Annotated in this window: 14 protein-coding genes; 4 read left to right on the top strand and 10 right to left on the bottom strand. The window is 44.3% G+C overall.

All coding sequences use genetic code 11. From position 1 onward, the window contains the following. The first annotated feature begins 166 nt into the window (after positions 1 to 166). From QLG00_RS09115 to QLG00_RS09100, 4 genes are all read left to right on the top strand, one after another. Complete coding sequence (locus QLG00_RS09115) at positions 167 to 1,477, top strand: D-alanyl-D-alanine carboxypeptidase PBP6B (RefSeq protein WP_004936366.1); 1,311 nt, start codon at positions 167 to 169, stop codon at positions 1,475 to 1,477. A gap of 272 nt (positions 1,478 to 1,749) precedes the next feature. Beyond that, complete coding sequence (locus tag QLG00_RS09110) at positions 1,750 to 2,232, top strand: peptidylprolyl isomerase (RefSeq protein WP_004936362.1); 483 nt, start codon at positions 1,750 to 1,752, stop codon at positions 2,230 to 2,232. Positions 2,233 to 2,429: 197 nt separating this feature from the next. Then, entirely contained in the window at positions 2,430 to 3,854 is a 1,425-nt protein-coding gene (gene phrB, locus QLG00_RS09105; RefSeq protein ID WP_282470836.1) for a deoxyribodipyrimidine photo-lyase, read from the top strand. Between the two features lie 222 nt (positions 3,855 to 4,076). Next, positions 4,077 to 4,778, top strand: coding sequence for a VIT family protein (locus QLG00_RS09100; RefSeq protein ID WP_004936356.1), 702 nt, complete (start codon positions 4,077 to 4,079; stop codon positions 4,776 to 4,778). 38 nt (positions 4,779 to 4,816) lie between these two features. Here the strand turns inward: QLG00_RS09100 and QLG00_RS09095 are convergent, their stop codons facing one another. From QLG00_RS09095 to QLG00_RS09050, 10 genes are all read right to left on the bottom strand, one after another. Continuing rightward, entirely contained in the window at positions 4,817 to 5,596 is a 780-nt protein-coding gene (locus QLG00_RS09095; protein ID WP_004946343.1) for a TIGR03915 family putative DNA repair protein, read from the bottom strand. A gap of 2 nt (positions 5,597 to 5,598) precedes the next feature. After that, the gene (locus QLG00_RS09090) at positions 5,599 to 6,858 is read right to left on the bottom strand and encodes a putative DNA modification/repair radical SAM protein (protein ID WP_282470835.1); all 1,260 of its coding nucleotides are present in this window, start codon (positions 6,856 to 6,858) and stop codon (positions 5,599 to 5,601) included. A 135-nt stretch (positions 6,859 to 6,993) separates the two neighbouring features. Next, positions 6,994 to 7,914: a formimidoylglutamase gene (hutG, locus tag QLG00_RS09085; RefSeq protein ID WP_282470862.1), complete on the bottom strand. Its 921-nt coding sequence runs from the start codon at positions 7,912 to 7,914 to the stop codon at positions 6,994 to 6,996. Positions 7,915 to 7,930: 16 nt separating this feature from the next. Further along, the gene (gene hutI / locus QLG00_RS09080) at positions 7,931 to 9,151 is read right to left on the bottom strand and encodes an imidazolonepropionase (RefSeq protein ID WP_282470834.1); all 1,221 of its coding nucleotides are present in this window, start codon (positions 9,149 to 9,151) and stop codon (positions 7,931 to 7,933) included. Positions 9,152 to 9,201: 50 nt separating this feature from the next. Next, positions 9,202 to 10,617 carry an amino acid permease gene (locus QLG00_RS09075; protein ID WP_025094276.1) on the bottom strand — a complete coding sequence of 472 codons (1,416 nt, stop codon included), beginning with the start codon at positions 10,615 to 10,617 and terminating at the stop codon, positions 9,202 to 9,204. A gap of 64 nt (positions 10,618 to 10,681) precedes the next feature. Next, entirely contained in the window at positions 10,682 to 12,220 is a 1,539-nt protein-coding gene (gene hutH / locus QLG00_RS09070; RefSeq protein ID WP_076032774.1) for a histidine ammonia-lyase, read from the bottom strand. A gap of 77 nt (positions 12,221 to 12,297) precedes the next feature. After that, positions 12,298 to 13,974, bottom strand: coding sequence for a urocanate hydratase (gene hutU, locus QLG00_RS09065; RefSeq protein ID WP_004946326.1), 1,677 nt, complete (start codon positions 13,972 to 13,974; stop codon positions 12,298 to 12,300). 240 nt (positions 13,975 to 14,214) lie between these two features. Continuing rightward, positions 14,215 to 14,793 carry a HutD family protein gene (locus QLG00_RS09060; RefSeq protein ID WP_282470833.1) on the bottom strand — a complete coding sequence of 193 codons (579 nt, stop codon included), beginning with the start codon at positions 14,791 to 14,793 and terminating at the stop codon, positions 14,215 to 14,217. Further along, positions 14,790 to 15,542 carry a histidine utilization repressor gene (gene hutC / locus QLG00_RS09055; RefSeq protein WP_004936319.1) on the bottom strand — a complete coding sequence of 251 codons (753 nt, stop codon included), beginning with the start codon at positions 15,540 to 15,542 and terminating at the stop codon, positions 14,790 to 14,792. Before hutC ends, QLG00_RS09060 begins: the two co-directional genes overlap by 4 nt. Positions 15,543 to 15,659: 117 nt before the next feature. Further along, complete coding sequence (locus QLG00_RS09050) at positions 15,660 to 16,817, bottom strand: cyanate transporter (protein WP_151795732.1); 1,158 nt, start codon at positions 16,815 to 16,817, stop codon at positions 15,660 to 15,662. Positions 16,818 to 16,908: the final 91 nt, after the last annotated feature.

The raw sequence follows: 16,908 nt of genomic DNA, 5'->3' as shown, positions 1-16,908 counted from the left end.
TTCTACATAAGAATTAGCAAGATGATCTTAGCTTAGCATTTTTTTACAAAGTCTTGCGTAGTTGTCTTATTTGTCTGCAAAAGTCACTAGCCTTGAACCCAAAAAAGGCATAGCATGCGTGTGTTTTGGCATTTCCTGCTAGAGGATGGCAACCTAAGGTGAACACGTGCGACTGATACTGACCATTATTTCTTTATTTAGCCTTTTATGTGCATCTGTTGCACATGCAAATTTGCTTAATATTGCACCCGAGAGTGTTGAGGCAGAAGCATGGAGTATTGTGGATGCGCAATCTGGTCAAATCATTGCCGAGCACAACAGCCATGTACAACGGGCACCAGCATCCTTAACCAAAATGATGGTGGCTTACATTACCTTAAAAGAGCTAAAAGCAGGAAAGCTCCACAAAAATGACATTCTCACGGCAACACCTGTGGTCAATATGGTGATGTGGGATGAATCACAAATGTATCTCAAGCCGGGTGAGCAGATTTCAATCGATCAATTGCTTGCCGGTTTAATTGTGATGTCAGCCAACGATGCTGCAGTCAGTCTAGGTGAAAAAATTTCAGGTAACGTCCCCAACTTTGTGGCACGTATGAATCAAGAAGCACGCGCATTGGGAATGAAAGATACTCATTTTTCCAACCCGGCGGGTGTCACCATGACCGATCACTATTCTACATCGCATGATTTGAGCCTGCTTGCACAGGCAATTGTCAAAGAAACACCCGATTACTTAAATTACTCGAAACTTCCAAGTTTTCGCTATCAGCAGCGCTTTCATCGTGCGACCAATCTGGCGCTTAAAATGGACCCTACTGCTGACGGCCTGAAAACAGGTTACACCAAAGCTGCTGGATTTAACTTGGCATTAACTGCGAAGCGCCCAACCATGAATGTCGATTTGCCTGAGCGTCGACTGATTGTGGTGGTACTCGGCACTAAAAATGCATTTAAACGTGCCGAAGTGGCCAATAAACTCATGAATTTGGCCTACGCCTATACCCGTGATGAAGAAGTGATCAAAAACAAGCAATTGATTGCTGAGCTGCCTGTTGTGAAATCCACCTTAAAAATGTTTAAGGTCGAAACACATACGCCAACCATTGTGACTACATCGCTTTACAATCTGGCACAGCCAATTGATCTCAACAACTTTGATAACATTTCTCAGCGTTTGTTTACGCCAATGGCCAACGGTCAAAAGCAATGGATTGAACCCTTACAAACCACCAATACGCGTATTAATGTAGAACTGAATGAACAACAGTTGACCGCGCCTTTAATGAAAGCAATCAATTTGGCTACGGTTCAGATTTATCAAAACAACCAATTGATTCACAGCATTCAGATTAACGATACAGTGCATATCGAAGAAGCAAATTTCTTTGAACGTTTCTTTATGTGGGTAAAGGGTTTGTTTAATCTGTTTGGGCATGACCAGCAAACAGCAAAGCTGTATCCGCTGCACTAAGTTGTAATCGTCAGATATATTCAGGCAGCTTCGGCTGCCTTTATTTTTGCAAAAACCTCAATAAAAATGCCATTTTCAACTCAAATTAAGACATTTTGAGCAGAAAACTCAATAAAATTTGATAAATTGCATTGAAAAGCCAAAAATCGTCTCCAACTAAGAAAAAATGAACGCTTAAATGTGAAATTTGTGAGATTTTGCGATTTTTAATCTACAAATCTGCTTTTTCACTTTATGATGTGAACTTAAATTGATTGAATGGATCAACAAACATGACTGCTATTGCAAATAACCACGTGGTTTCATTCCACTACAAATTAACGAATGCTGAAGGTGAAACCCTTGACCAATCTCAAGGCGAACCACTTGCCTATTTGCACGGTGCAGGTAACATCATCCCAGGTTTGGAAAATGCACTTGTAGGTAAAGCTGTTGGTGACAAATTTACAGTGAATGTTCCAGCAGCTGAAGGTTATGGCGAGTACAATCCTGATCTCGTTCAAGAAGTTCCAGCTCAAATGTTCCAAGGTGTTGAAAACATTCAACCGGGCATGCAGTTCCAAGCGCAAACTGATGACGGCGTTCAGATCGTTACAGTTAAAGCTGTTGAAGGTGACAACATTGTTGTTGATGCCAACTTCCCGCTTGCTGGTCAAGATTTAACGTTTGAAGTTGAAATCGTTGAAATTCGTGATGCAACTCAAGAAGAGTTAGATCACGGACACGTTCACGGTGTAGGTGGTCACCACCACTAAGCTGGAAATATCCAGTATAAAAGGTAAGACTTCGGTCTTACCTTTTTTTATGCATCCAACACACAAAAATGATAAAAATAGAGCATGAACTAAAATTAAACAGCATTTCACATCTCGCTCACTTTTTTACTTATAAGATTAAAGACAATTCGCTTTCACACACTTTATAAATTTAAACACTTTAAATAGGTCTACAGATGAATCAATTGATCTGGTTTCGAAATGATCTTCGGTTAAACGATCAATCTGCGCTCTGGCATGCAACACAGGCCGGCACAACGCTTGCATTGGTTATTTTCTCTCCTGAGCAATGGCAACGTCATGATGATGCGCCGATAAAAATCGATTTTTATTTACGTCAACTTGCACAGCTTAAAGACGATTTAACAGCACTCAATATTCCGCTAATTGTACGCACCATTCCATTATGGAAAGATATTCCAGACGAGCTAGTCAAGCTGGTAGAGCACTACAAGATTGAAAATGTTTATGCCAATGTCGAAGTAGGCATTAACGAACTTGAGCGGGATCATCAGGCTCAAACAGCACTCAATGCCATTCAAAAAGATTTAAAACTGTATCAAGATAAAACCCTATTCACTTTAGGCAGTATTCGTAATAAAAGTGACGCGCCTTATCAGGTGTATACGCCATTTAAGAAAAACTGCTACGAACTGCTCAATATCAGTCTTCCTCAATGCTTCCCGCAACCCGAAGCTCAGTCGGATGTACCAAAAATCAAAGCAGATGACTCAAAACTTCCTTCCATGACGGACTTGGGTTATGACGAAATCGATAAAAAAACCCAAGCCCTCTGGCCTGTCGGTGAAAAAGCAGCGCATAAGCGTCTTGAAGCGTTTATAAAAGATAAAATCAATCACTATCACGAGCTGCGTGACTATCCGGCCGCTGAAGGAACCAGTTGTATTTCACCGTATTTGACCATTGGTCTGGTGTCTATTCGTCAGTGTGTACAGGCAATTTTTGCAAAACATCAGGGCCAGTTTTTATTAGAAAATAAAGGTCAGGAAGTTTGGCTGAATGAGTTACTCTGGCGCGAGTTTTATCAGCAACTCATGTTTGACTTTCCAAAGCTGTCGCGCCATCAGCCCTTTCAAGATCAAACCAAAACCATTCCATGGAAAGACAATGACGCGCATTTTGAAGCATGGACACAAGGTCAAACCGGCATTCCGATTGTCGATGCCGCCATGCGTCAGCTCAAGGCAATAGGCTGGATGCATAACCGTGTCCGTATGATTTGTGCCATGTTTCTGACCAAAAACCTACTGATCGATTGGCGTAAAGGCGAACAATGGTTTATGCAACATTTGATCGATGGTGATTTTGCGGCCAATAATGGCGGCTGGCAATGGAGTGCTTCGACGGGCACCGATGCCGCACCCTATTTCCGTATTTTTAATCCAGTCAGCCAATCGGAAAAATTCGATCCAGACGGGAAATTTCTTAGAGAATGGCTCCCCGAACTCAAACATTTGGATAACACTCAAATCCATGAGCCATACGCGAGTAAACAAATCTCAAAGCTCAACTATCCAAAACCGATTGTCGATTTAAAAGCCAGTCGTGCAGAGGCGATTGAAGTATTTAAAAATAATTAACTCATCTGTTGGCTTTCAGAAGGCTATTTATGTCTTTCTGGAAGCTTTCCCCCATTCAAACCGGAACTCAAGTCATGCCATAAAATAAAATAGAAAAAACAGCTGACTTGCTATATTGTGATAACGTTTAATAAAAATATGCGTTTGTTTTATTTTGAATAAGTAAAAACTAAGAATAAACCGTTTTACTCATCTCATCGATTTATGTATTCAGGTAAGCTTATGACCTACTCTCATCATGCAGAAGATCACTATATTCATCGTACCGGATGGCTACGTGCCTCTGTGCTGGGGGCAAACGACGGGATTATTTCAGTGACCAGCTTAGTCATGGGAATGGCCGCGAGTGGTGCAAGCTCGCATACCTTGTTTATTGCTTGTCTGGCCGGTTTGATATCGGGTGCAACGTCCATGGCCGCAGGTGAATATGTCTCTGTTCAGTCGCAAAAGGACATTGAACATGCCGATTTGAAGTTTGAGGCAAGAGAGCTTGAAAAGAATCCTCATCTTGAATTAGAAGAGTTAACCATTATTTATATGCGCCGCGGCTTAAGCCCAGAATTGGCCAAAGAAGTTGCCATTCAGTTAACCGAGAAAGATGCACTTGAAGCACATGCGCGCGATGAAATTGGTATTATTGAGCAAACAGCGGCACGTCCTATTCAAGCCGCGTTTTCATCGGCTTTGTCTTTTTCATTGGGCGCACTTTGCCCGATGCTGGCTATTTTGCTGAGTCCTGAACATTTGGTGTCGATCGTGGTGTTGATTGTCGGCGTATGTTCTTTGGCAATCATGGGGGCACTGTCGAGTTATTTTGCCGGTACAGCACTATGGAAAGGCAGCTTACGGATTACACTTTGGGGCATTTTGGCGATGGCCTTTTCAAGCTGGGTTGGGTCATTTTTTCAGGTCGGACCAATTTAATCTTGAGCTGCAAATGATCAATCAGGCCTCAAGCAACATTAGATGATCTTTTCATTCATATATCGCCAGTAACGCTTTGGCACATACTGAATATGCAATTTAATGTTTTTACGGGCCTGAATATTGACGCTGTTGAAGTAGTCTTTCCAGAGCTGGTCGTAGAGCATCTCCTGCTCATCCAGCTCAAGGTCAAAATTCTGACTAAAGCCATTGTCGATATTTTTATCGATGGTACTCGCATTGAGTTCGACTTGATGAATGGTATTTAAATCATAATAAATACCGTAGTGGCGTTTTTCATCGTAAATCAGCCACTCTTGATCTTGGTAACGGGCCTTAAAATGTCGTTGAATCAACGGCAATACATTAAAATCTGGACGAACCAAACTGATAAAAAGTCCTTCTTTGGTTTTTTTAAACCGTACAAATGCTTCCATACGATGTTTTTCACGTCCCACTTGCTTGGTCCACTGTGCAACACCTAACACATCTGGATTGCCATAATTTTTTTCAATCGAAATATGGCTTTGAAAGACATAGACAGCAAAATTAAACAAATGCTGATAAGCCGGTAATTGCTCAGACAAATAGCTGTAATAAAAGCGTTTCAAGCCTTCATTTGAGAGTTTTTGACTTAAACCTTCCCAAACGCGTTTGGCCTGTGCCTCATGGCTCGCAATCTCAATGGTTTCGGCAAGCAACGAGTCTTGAGCCTGATGTTCAAGCGCCAACGTTACATCAAACTCTTTAAACTGAAATGCACGAAAGATACAGCATAAAAGCCCGGTCATTGTGCCATCAAACTGATATATCACCATCGCTAAAAGCCAAACCCCAACTGCGCTGATAATTGTTTGGTGTACTTAGATTGACCCGACTGCAGAATTTGCTGTCGAACCTGTGTCGGATGTAGCTCTTTTTTATAGGCTGGCGTGTCGATACAAAACATAAAATGCTGCGCGCGGCTGTAGGCCACACCCATTTTTTTAAGTTGGTCGGTACGTAGTGGACCAAAACGACGCGCCTGAATAATTTTTTTGGCCGAACGTACCCCAATGCCTGGAATTCGTAGGATCATTTGATAGTCTGCTCGATTGATATCGACAGGAAAATATTCGGGATGTCGAAGTGCCCAGCTTAACTTTGGATCGACCTCCAAATCCAGATTAGGAAACTGCGGATTGACAATCTCATTGGCAGCAAAGCCATAAAAGCGCATCAGCCAATCAGACTGATACAAACGATTTTCACGTAATAACGGGGGTGCAGAACCAATCGCTGGCAAAGCCTTGTCTTGATCATTAATTGGGATATAACCTGAGTAGTAAACCCGTTTAAGCTTGTAATCTTTATAATGCTGATCGGCCATCATCATGACATCATAATCGGTCTCATTTGAGGCACCTACCACCATTTGTGTAGTTTGACCCGCAGGTACAAATTTTGGCACAGAGCGAATCAGCTTGCGTTCATCTTTAAACTGAATTAAGCGGTCTCGAACAATGCCTAAATCTTTTTGTACTTCGGCGTGGCTTTTCTCAGGTGCAAATTGTTTTAAACCTGCTTCGGTCGGCATTTCAAGATTAATACTCATACGGTCGGCATAAAGCCCCGCCTCGGTAATCAGCTCTGGTGAAGCACCCGGAATGGTTTTTAAATGAATATAGCCGTTGAAATTTTCTTCCAAACGTAATTTTTTAACCACTTGAAGCATTCGCTCCATAGTGTAATCGGCAGACTTAAAAATTCCTGAACTTAAAAATAACCCTTCTATATAATTACGACGATAAAAATTAATGGTCAGATCGACCACTTCTTGCACCGTAAATGCAGCTCGTTTGACATCATTTGAACGTCTGGATACGCAATAAGAGCAGTCATAAATACACACATTGCTAAATAGAATTTTAAGGAGCGAGACACAGCGGCCGTCTTCGGTATAGCTATGGCAAATACCCGATCCGGTATTTCCCAACCCTTTATCTTTGTTTTTTCGATCACTGCCGCTTGATGAACATGAAACGTCATACTTGGCTGCATCTGCAAGAATTTGCAGCTTTTCACGAATACGATCTGTCATGCATGTCTACCTGATCTGCGATTGCCCATAGCGCTATTATAAAAAATCGCCGGTCAGTGTAGACATGCATTTGATGTATTTACGACACCAGATGTCGCGTTAAATGTAAACAACTTTGCGTTGCAGCAAACCGCCTCAATCTGTCATGTACAGATAAATAATATACGCCGCAAGCTTCGCTGTCCGATGATCGAGATCAAAATTTGGATTACATTCTGCAACGTCCAAAACTTTTACTTTTCCGCTTGCCTTGATGCGTTGCAGCAGAGGTTCAAAAATAGCCAGATCGATTCCTTTAACGGCCGGTGCACTTACGCCCGGAGCGATGCTGGCATGAAAAACATCGAGATCAATCGTGATATAAAGCTCATCTACACGCGCTATAAAGGTATCTATTTTTCGCAATACCGCATCAAGATTGCTGCTATTTAGCTCATGATCGAACAAATAGTCGCAATGAAGCCGCTCGGCTGTTTCAAATAAGGCTTGAGTATTTGAATGTTTGGCAACGCCTAAGCATAAATAATGAAACTCTTGACCATGTTTTGCAGATAGCATTGCGGCATCGTAAAAAGGCGTACCTGATGTGACTTGAGTGGCTTCACGCAAATCAAAGTGAGCATCGAAGTTAATGACGCCAACTTTTTTATTTAAATCTTGATTTAAGACATGCCGAAATAACCCAGAAAAACTTCCAAAAGCCACCTCGTGACCGCCACCGATTACGACAGGTTTACTGCCCTGTTGCAAACATGCATCTACTGCTGTCGCAAGTTGCTCCTGCGCTGCTTCAAGTGCAGCATCTTCACAGTAAATCGTGCCCCAATCTGAAATCGAAATACTTTGATGAACCGGCAAATTACTGAACTGAGTGCGAATTGCATCTGGCGCAAGCGACGCTCCTATCCGGCCATGATTTCGTCGTACACCTTCATCGGATGCAAACCCGATCAGCGTATACGTAGCCGTCGTGCTTTGCCCCACAAGATGGTGAAAGCGTAAATGCGCTGTGCCATCACCATCGTGACGCCCTTTCCATTGAAAGCTTGGGTGAATTGTCATTCCCTTTACCTCATGCATAAACTGAATATTCGATTTCCTGACCATGACGAATAATTCGCTTGGACAAATCTCCCCCCAGCCAGTAGGTCAGTTCTGAGGGGTGTTCGATCTCCCAGGCGACAAAATCGGCCACCTTACCCACTTCCAGACTACCGTGTGAATGTTGTAAGCCCAAAGCCTGTGCGGCATGTCGGGTTACACCAGCCAGTGTCTGTTCAGGTGTTAGTCGAAACAAGGTGCTGCCCATGTTCATCATCAGTCTTAAAGAAAGCGCAGGCGATGTTCCTGGGTTTAGATCACTCGACAAGGCAATTGGCACACCATGTTGCTGCAACAAAGCCACTGGTGGATATTTTGTTTCGCGTAAGAAATAAAAAGCACCAGGCAATAAAACCGCAACGGTGTTATTTTTTGCCATCGCAATCACATCTTGCTCGGTTAAATACTCCAGATGATCTGCTGAAAGTGCCTGATAACGTGCTGCCAGTGTGGCTCCCCCCAATGCAGAAAGCTGTTCTGCATGAAGCTTGACTGGCAGATTTAGCTGCTGCGCCGTTTGAAACACGCGCTCCACTTGTGCTGGCGTAAAAGCCAGATATTCACAAAATGCATCTACCGCATCGATCAGGCCTTCGGCATGTAGCTTAGGTAGCATCTCGTTACAGATATGATCAATATATGCATCTTGATCTGTGCTGCTATATTCTGGTGGAATGGCGTGTGCCGCAAGACAGGTACTCTTCACGGTCATGGGGAGCTGCTTGGCAATTTGACGAATCACCCGCAGCATTTTACGTTCGTTGGAGTAGTCCAGCCCATAGCCCGACTTAATCTCAATACTGGTCACACCGTCTCTTAACAGGGCACGAACGCGCTTGAGACCCGAAGCCAGTAATTCATCTTCATTGGCGGCACGGGTTGCACGCACAGTGCTGGCAATACCCCCTCCTTGTGCTGCAATTTCGGCGTAGCTCACCCCTTCAAGACGCTGCTCAAACTCTAAACTTCGATTGCCACCAAAAACACTGTGGGTATGGCAGTCAATTAGTCCCGGTGTCACCCAGCGTCCTTGCAAGTCACAGACCTGTATATCTGTAATATCAGGCAAGTCCTGTTCTGGACCAATCCAGTCAATATGTGTACCTGAACTGATCAATGCCGCATTTTTTATGATTGAATATTGACCGTCACGCATAGTTGCCATGTGACAGTTTTTCCAAAGCGTTTTCATTGTTTTTTCCTGAAGCAGCATACGCACATGATACGAACGCTGCTTAAGTGTTATCGTTCCATTTCTGCACGGTGCTCAAGCGCTGGGGTGTCTTCTTCTAGATGACCTTGCTTGGGTTTCACCCAAATCATGTAAGCAATCCAGAGTAAAATCAGCCAGCCGGCACCCACATAAATCGCAGGTCGGGAGTCTGGGAAATATCCCATCATCGCCAAAATAAACAGCATAAATATAATTGCGAAAGCTGGTGCAATTGGCCAGCCAATTACCGGAAAATCGAGCGCTTTGATTTCAGCCACAGAGAGTTTGCGACGCATCGCGACTTGTGAAAGCAAAATCATCAACCATACCCACACCGTCGCGAAAGTGGCAATCGAGGCAATAATGATGAATACATTTTCAGGGATAAGATAATTTAAAATGACGCCAACCAGCAACACACCCGCCATAACGACCACGGTCATCCATGGCACGCCGTTCTTAGAAAGCTTTTGAAAGATTTGAGGGGCTTGTCCACGACTCGACATGCCGTACAGCATACGCCCTGCACCAAATACATCACTGTTAATGGCCGAAATTGCAGCGGTGATCACCACAATATTTAAAATCGTGGCAGCAGAACCAATGCCCAAATTTTCAAAAATTTGTACAAAGGGACTACCCTGGCTGCCAATCTGGTTCCATGGAAAGATCGACATTAATACAAAAATAGTCAGCACATAAAATAGTAAAATACGTACCGGTACTGCATTAATAGCTTTCGGCAGGGTCTTTTTCGGATCTTGTGATTCACCTGCGGTAATCCCAATAATCTCAATGCCTCCAAAAGCAAACACCACCACCGACAAACAGGCAATCAGTCCTGCAATGCCGTTTGGCATAAAGCCATCATGAATCCAGAGATTTTGTAATCCCGGTGTAAAGCTCGAATGATCTGCATGAAAACCGTAAAGCATCAGGCCCAAACCACCCACAATCATGGCGATAATGGCAGTGACCTTGACAATTGACAACCAGAACTCAAGCTCACCAAATACTTTAACGTGAATGAGGTTAATCCCGCCCAGAAACATGATCAATGACATGATCCAGATCCAGCGCGGTACATCGGGGTACCAAAACCCCATGTAAATCCCAAATGCGGTGACATCGGCGAGTGCCACAATCACCATCTCAAACACATAAGTCCAGCCGGTGGTAAAGCCGGCGAGCGGCCCGATGTACTGCGAGGCATAATGACTAAATGAACCCGATACTGGGTTATGTACCGCCATTTCGCCCAGCGCCCGCATTACGATATAAATTGCAATTCCGGCAATGATATACGCCAAGATGACCGAAGGGCCTGCCATTTTAATTGCTGTTGCTGAACCATAAAATAAACCCGTTCCAATGGCAGAGCCTAAGGCCAGAAAACGGATATGACGGGTATTCAACCCGCGCTGTAATGTGGAGTGTTGTGACATTTTAATCTCCAATCCTTGAGGAAATTCAGTTAGATTCGGCCACTCCATGTGACCGATTTATAGATCACACTTCAGACAAACTCGGCAATAATTTTGGAAGAATTAACGCATTTAGGCACCCGCTTGCGAGTAGCGCGCTGGCTTGCTCGATATCAGGTGCAAAAAAGCGATCTTCGCTGTAATAAGGCACTTGATCACGCAATAAATGCCGCGCGCGCTCAAGTTTTGGTGAACTTTTCAATCCCTCACGGAAATCAAGTCCTTGGCATGCCCCGAGCCACTCTACCGCCAGAATGCCACGTACGTTGTCGGCCATATACCACAAGCGTTTTCCGGCATTTGGTGCCATGGATACGTGGTCTTCCTGATTGGCAGACGTCGGTAGACTATCGACACTGGCAGGATGTGCAAGTGCTTTATTGTCACTTGCCAATGCAGCTGCTGTCACCTGTGCAATCATAAAGCCAGAGTTGACACCACCATTGGCCACCAGAAAAGGCGGCAACTGCGACATATGGCGATCCATCATCATAGAAATACGACGCTCTGACAACGAGCCTATTTCTGCAATTGCCAGTGCCAAATTATCTGCAGCCATCGCCACAGGCTCTGCATGGAAGTTCCCTCCCGAAATCACATCGTCCTCTGCTGCAAAGACCAGCGGATTGTCAGACACTGCATTCGCTTCAATTTCAAGAACTTCAGCTGCTTGACGAATTTGCGTCAGACACGCTCCCATTACTTGCGGCTGACAACGTAGTGAATACGGATCTTGAACTTTACTGCACTCTTCGTGCGACAACCCAATTTCACTCGACTCTGTCAGTAAGTCACGATACGCTGCTGCAACATCAATTTGCCCGCGCTGACCACGTACCTCATGAATTCGTGCATCAAACGGCGCGCGTGATCCGAGCATGGCTTCAACGCTTAAACCACCACATACGGTTGCTGCTGCAAAGAGATCTTCTGCTTCAAAGAGTCCACGCAAGGCATAGGCAGTAGAGGCCTGTGTTCCATTGAGCAGCGCCAGACCTTCTTTAGCTGCCAGTGAAATCGGCTCAAGGCCGGCTATTTTAAGGGCTTCAACTGCTGAAATCCACTGTCCTTGATAGCGCGCTTTACTTTCACCAAGTAATACCAGCGACATATGGGCCAGTGGCGCCAAATCGCCCGAAGCTCCCACAGAGCCTTTTAAGGGAATATGCGGGTAGACTTCGGCATTGATCAGCGCGAGCAGTGCATCAATCACTTTACGGCGAATACCCGAAAAACCGCGTGCTAAGCTATTGGCTTTAAGCAACATAATTAAGCGCACCATAGCATCATCGAGTGGTTCGCCCACCCCTGCTGCATGTGACAGCACCAATGAGCGTTGCAATTTTTCTAAATCTTCAGGTGCAATTTTGGTCGATGCGAGTAAGCCAAAACCTGTATTAATGCCATAGGCCGTGCGACCTTCGTTTACGATTTTTTCGACACAGGCCACACTGGCATTGATCGCCGCAGATGCGCTCTCATCGAGTTTTACCTTAATCGGCTGATGATAAGCTTGGCGTAAATCTGCGAGGGTGAGTTTGCCCGGTTGAAGTAAGAGTTCCATGTTTGGCGTCCTGTTTGCGCTATATTTATTTTAGATGCTGATTCGGTATCAGCATCTATCACCTCAATTTGAGCAAGTTATTGCGTGATCATTGGCAAGTTTAGTCCTTGCTCTTTGGCACAATCAATTGCGATTTCATAGCCTGCATCGGCATGACGCATTACACCAGTTGCAGGGTCATTCGTTAAAACTCGTGCAATACGTGCTGCTGCTTCGTCTGTGCCATCACAGACAATCACCACACCTGAATGCTGAGAAAAGCCCATTCCGACACCGCCACCATGATGCAATGATACCCACGTCGCGCCACCTGCTGTGTTCAGTAGTGCATTTAAAAGTGGCCAGTCCGATACAGCATCAGAGCCATCTTTCATCGATTCGGTTTCACGGTTTGGACTTGCCACCGAGCCAGAATCGAGATGATCACGCCCAATGACCACTGGTGCTGACAACTCACCACTACGAACCATTTCGTTAAATGCCAATCCGAGTTTGGCACGCAGGCCCAACCCGACCCAGCAAATACGTGCAGGTAAACCTTGGAAGCTAATTCGCTCACGTGCCATATCTAACCAGCGATGTAAATGCGCATCGTCAGGAATTAACTCCTTCACTTTCGCATCAGTTTTATAGATATCTTCTGGGTCTCCCGAAAGTGCAGCCCAGCGGAATGGCCCTATTCCACGACAGAAAAGTGGACGAATATAGGCCGGTACAAAACCTGGAAAATCGAATGCATTTTCTACACCCACTTCTTTGGCCATTTGGCGAATATTATTGCCATAGTCGAAGGTTGGAATGCCCATATTCTTAAAATCAAGCATGGCTTGAACATGCTGCGCCATCGATTTTTTAGCAGCTTGAACCACCTGCTCTGGCTCGGTTTTAGAGCGCTCACGGTATTCATTCCATGTCCAACCTACAGGTAAATAACCATTGAGCGGATCATGTGCACTGGTCTGATCTGTCACCATATCTGGACGTACTCCACGGCGCACCAGTTCAGGTAAAATCTCTGCTGCATTTCCATGCAAGGCAATAGAAACAGCTTGACCTTCTTGAGTGTATTTTTTAATACGCGCCAGTGCATCGTCTAAATCTGTTGCTTGCTCATCGACATAGCGTGTGCGTAAACGAAAATCGATACTCGCCTGCTGACACTCGATATTTAAAGAACAAGCACCTGCCAGCGTTGCAGCAAGTGGCTGAGCACCGCCCATTCCCCCCAAACCTGCGGTCAATACCCAGCGCCCTTTCAAATTGCCGTTGTAGTGCTGACGACCAGCTTCCACAAAAGTTTCATAGGTTCCCTGCACAATTCCTTGGCTACCAATGTAGATCCAAGAGCCTGCTGTCATTTGCCCGTACATTGCTAAGGCTTTGGCATCGAGATCATTAAAATGTTCCCAATTGGCCCAGTGCGGCACAAGGTTTGAATTTGCAATTAGGACGCGTGGCGCATCTTGATGGGTTTTAAACACGCCGACAGGCTTGCCCGATTGAACCAGTAAAGTTTCATCAATTTCTAAATTTTTAAGGGTTTCGACAATTTTATCGAAACATTCCCAGTTTCGTGCAGCACGACCAATCCCTCCGTAAACCACCAGTTCTTTCGGATTTTCTGCCACATCTGGATCAAGATTGTTCATCAGCATGCGTAATGGTGCTTCGGTCAGCCAGCTTTTGGTGTTGAGCTTTGTACCGCGAGGTGCACGAATTTCGATATCACGGAATTTGGTTGTTGCTGTGGTCACAAGAGGACTCCTTCCTTTGAGTTTGAAGTGAAATTTAAGCTCACTTCACTGTATAGTGATGTATTAACTTGTATATACATCCATATACTACACAAATCCTTTTTAATGAAAAGATGCTTTTTTAAAAATTGTGGAAATTAATATATAAGACAATGTTTTTTTATTGTTTTAATTTTTATACGCCATAAAAAAACACATACAACCTAGGGCTGTATGTGTTGCTTTGATCCATTCAAAAATTTACTTTCTTAATTCAATTATGCACAAATTCTTAAAAATTCCAGAAATCGTCAGTATAGATTCTACCGCTTCTTGCCGATCTAAAAGTATACTTTCATAATGCAGAAGCAGGCAGGATTTTCCATTTATTTGTAGTACCTGAGGCTTGGTCGAGGCATTAAACAGAAAAATAAGATCTGCCGAAATATGACGAGTTTGCGCCGACTTTGCAGCCAAGCGTACATGCTGCGCTTGCCAAAGATTTGGGTTATAAATCAGATTAAAGTCACGAATCGGCCCATTTAACAATTCGGCAAATACGTTACGCTCGCCAGAAAAGCAAATGCTTTGGCCCTTATTGAGTTGATGGACAATCCCCTCAATGTTCAAACAAAGCCCTGCACCCTCTAATACACTCAAGATGCGTTGCATTCCCAAAAAGTTGGAAAATGCACCAGATGCAGAAACATCCGCCATTGAAATTCGCCACTCAAAATGCGCCAGATCATCGCCAGCACTTCGAGCCAATTCCAGCGTATATCCCAAACCATTCTTCCAGCGCATTTTTTTATAATCTGAGGCTAGAAGATGTTTCATCATTGGGTAAATTTACCTTCCAGAAAATAGCGACTGCCCGGATAAATCAATCTTGCGCTTGAAACCAATTGTTTGTTCGACCATGTACGACGCCGAATCAGCAGGCACGGTTCAGTTTTATTAATTTTGAGCCATTTACATTCCTGTGCTGTTGCGAGAATGGCAGTGACCACGTGTTCACCTTCAGTTACCGGGGCCTTAGACATCAAATATGCATTAGGTGTAATGTTTTGAAAGTCTTGATCAAGATAATCAGGAATGATGACCGGATCGACTAGACGATCTTCAATTTGGACAGGTACATCATTTTCAAAATGTACAATAATCGAGTGGAACAGTGTCTGCCCTTCACGAATTTGCATTAACACACTTTGTTCGGCATTGGCCTGAATTTTCTCAAGCACCAGTACTTGGGCATGATGCTTATGATTTCGAGCCAATATTTCTTCGGCAATATTATTGACCTGAAATAACGCAGTTCGCCCTTGTCCTTCTGCAACAAATGACCCAACGCCCTGAATACGAACCAGTAAGCCTTCAGTGGTCAGCTCTCGAAGTGCTCGATTTACTGTCATCCGGCTACAGCCAAGCAAATTGACCAATTCACTTTCAGATGGAATCTTTTTGTTTACAGGCCAAGTCCCGTCATAAATACGCTGTGAAATCATGTGCTTTACACGCAGATATAACGGAACAGGGCTGTCTTGTGCCAGCGAGAGTTCCAGATCATTGTGTGTGGTAGGTCTTGACATCAGTTCCGGCTCATAGAATATTTACTCGTATATTTTAGCGTGATTTAGCTTTAATTGTATATACAAGACTATACATATGAATTTTTATTTGATTGTAGCTTTTTCATCGCTTTAAATTCATCTTTTTCCCTCTACATCGATTACATCGGCATAATGGCGAGGATTAAATTTATACACCAAAGTAGTGACCACAATCACCATGAACAACTGTAGCATCCAAGCGGTGGTATAGCTCGCTGTTATATCGTGCAAAATGGCAACCCACCATGGCGCAATTGCGGCAATTAAAAAACCGCCTCCTTGCATGAGTGCAGAAAGCTGACCTGCCATGACTGGATCAGATAAGTGATCCAGCACAATAATCATCATCAGTGCAAAACAGCCTCCTAAACCTGCGCCAATCAGCATTACCCATACATAGGCAAACATCTGAGGAATAAAAACCAAACCAGCAAAACCTACAATTTGCATCACCAGTGCCGCACTGAGCCATAGCCGACGATCTTGATTTTTCCGGGCCAAATAAGGCAAAACTAAAGCGGAAATGGCTTGGCAAAGCGTTAAAATCGCCATGAGGTTTCCGCTTGATTTAGCACTCCAGCCCAATTCTTGGTAAGCAGGTGCCAGCCATGCCACAATGCTGGTATAACCACTGTTAATCAGCCCAAAGCATACAATCAGTAACCACGTGCGCGGTTGTGATAAAAACAGCGAAATCGAAGCTGATTGAAGCTTATGCTGTGATGGCTGAGCTAAATAACGTGCCGCAAGAAGCAGCGCAACCAGTGCCGGAACACTAAAAATTGCAAGGCCAAACTGCCACGATCCATATTGTGCAGTGATCAGAGGCGTTAAAAATGCGCCAAGCGCGCCGCCTCCCATGAGCATGGCAGAATAAAGCCCCATCATGGGTCCCATCTGATCGGCAAACTCTCGTTTAATCAAGCTTGGAAATGTCACTTGCAACATCGCGACACCCAGCCCAATTGCGCCTGCCGTACCAATCAGTAATAAGCCATTCGGCGCGATAAATCGAGACGCACATCCTATACAAATCAGAGTTAAAGCTATCAGGCTGGCTTTTCGCTCACCCAAAGTGTTGTGTATCCACGGGCCCAGCAGCGCAATCATCCCCATGAGCAGCATAGGAACCAATGTCAGCAGTGCAATTCCTTGTAAACCAAGGCCCATATCGGCTTTAATCCGATTGACCACAGGGCCAATACTGGTCATAAAGGGCCGCAAATTTAACCCCACTAAAGCCACTGTTATCATCAATAAAGCTCGATTGGTCACCTGATTTACTCACGGTTGATTGGGTATGTTAATGGATTGCCAGTACGCGTAGATCTCTGGGAGATGTTCT

The sequence above is a fragment of the Acinetobacter sp. V89_7 genome (assembly GCF_029967895.1).
Lineage (GTDB): Bacteria > Pseudomonadota > Gammaproteobacteria > Pseudomonadales > Moraxellaceae > Acinetobacter > Acinetobacter soli.
The sequence above is the reverse complement of the archived record's forward strand: the minus strand, read 5'-3'. Positions and strand labels throughout refer to the sequence as shown.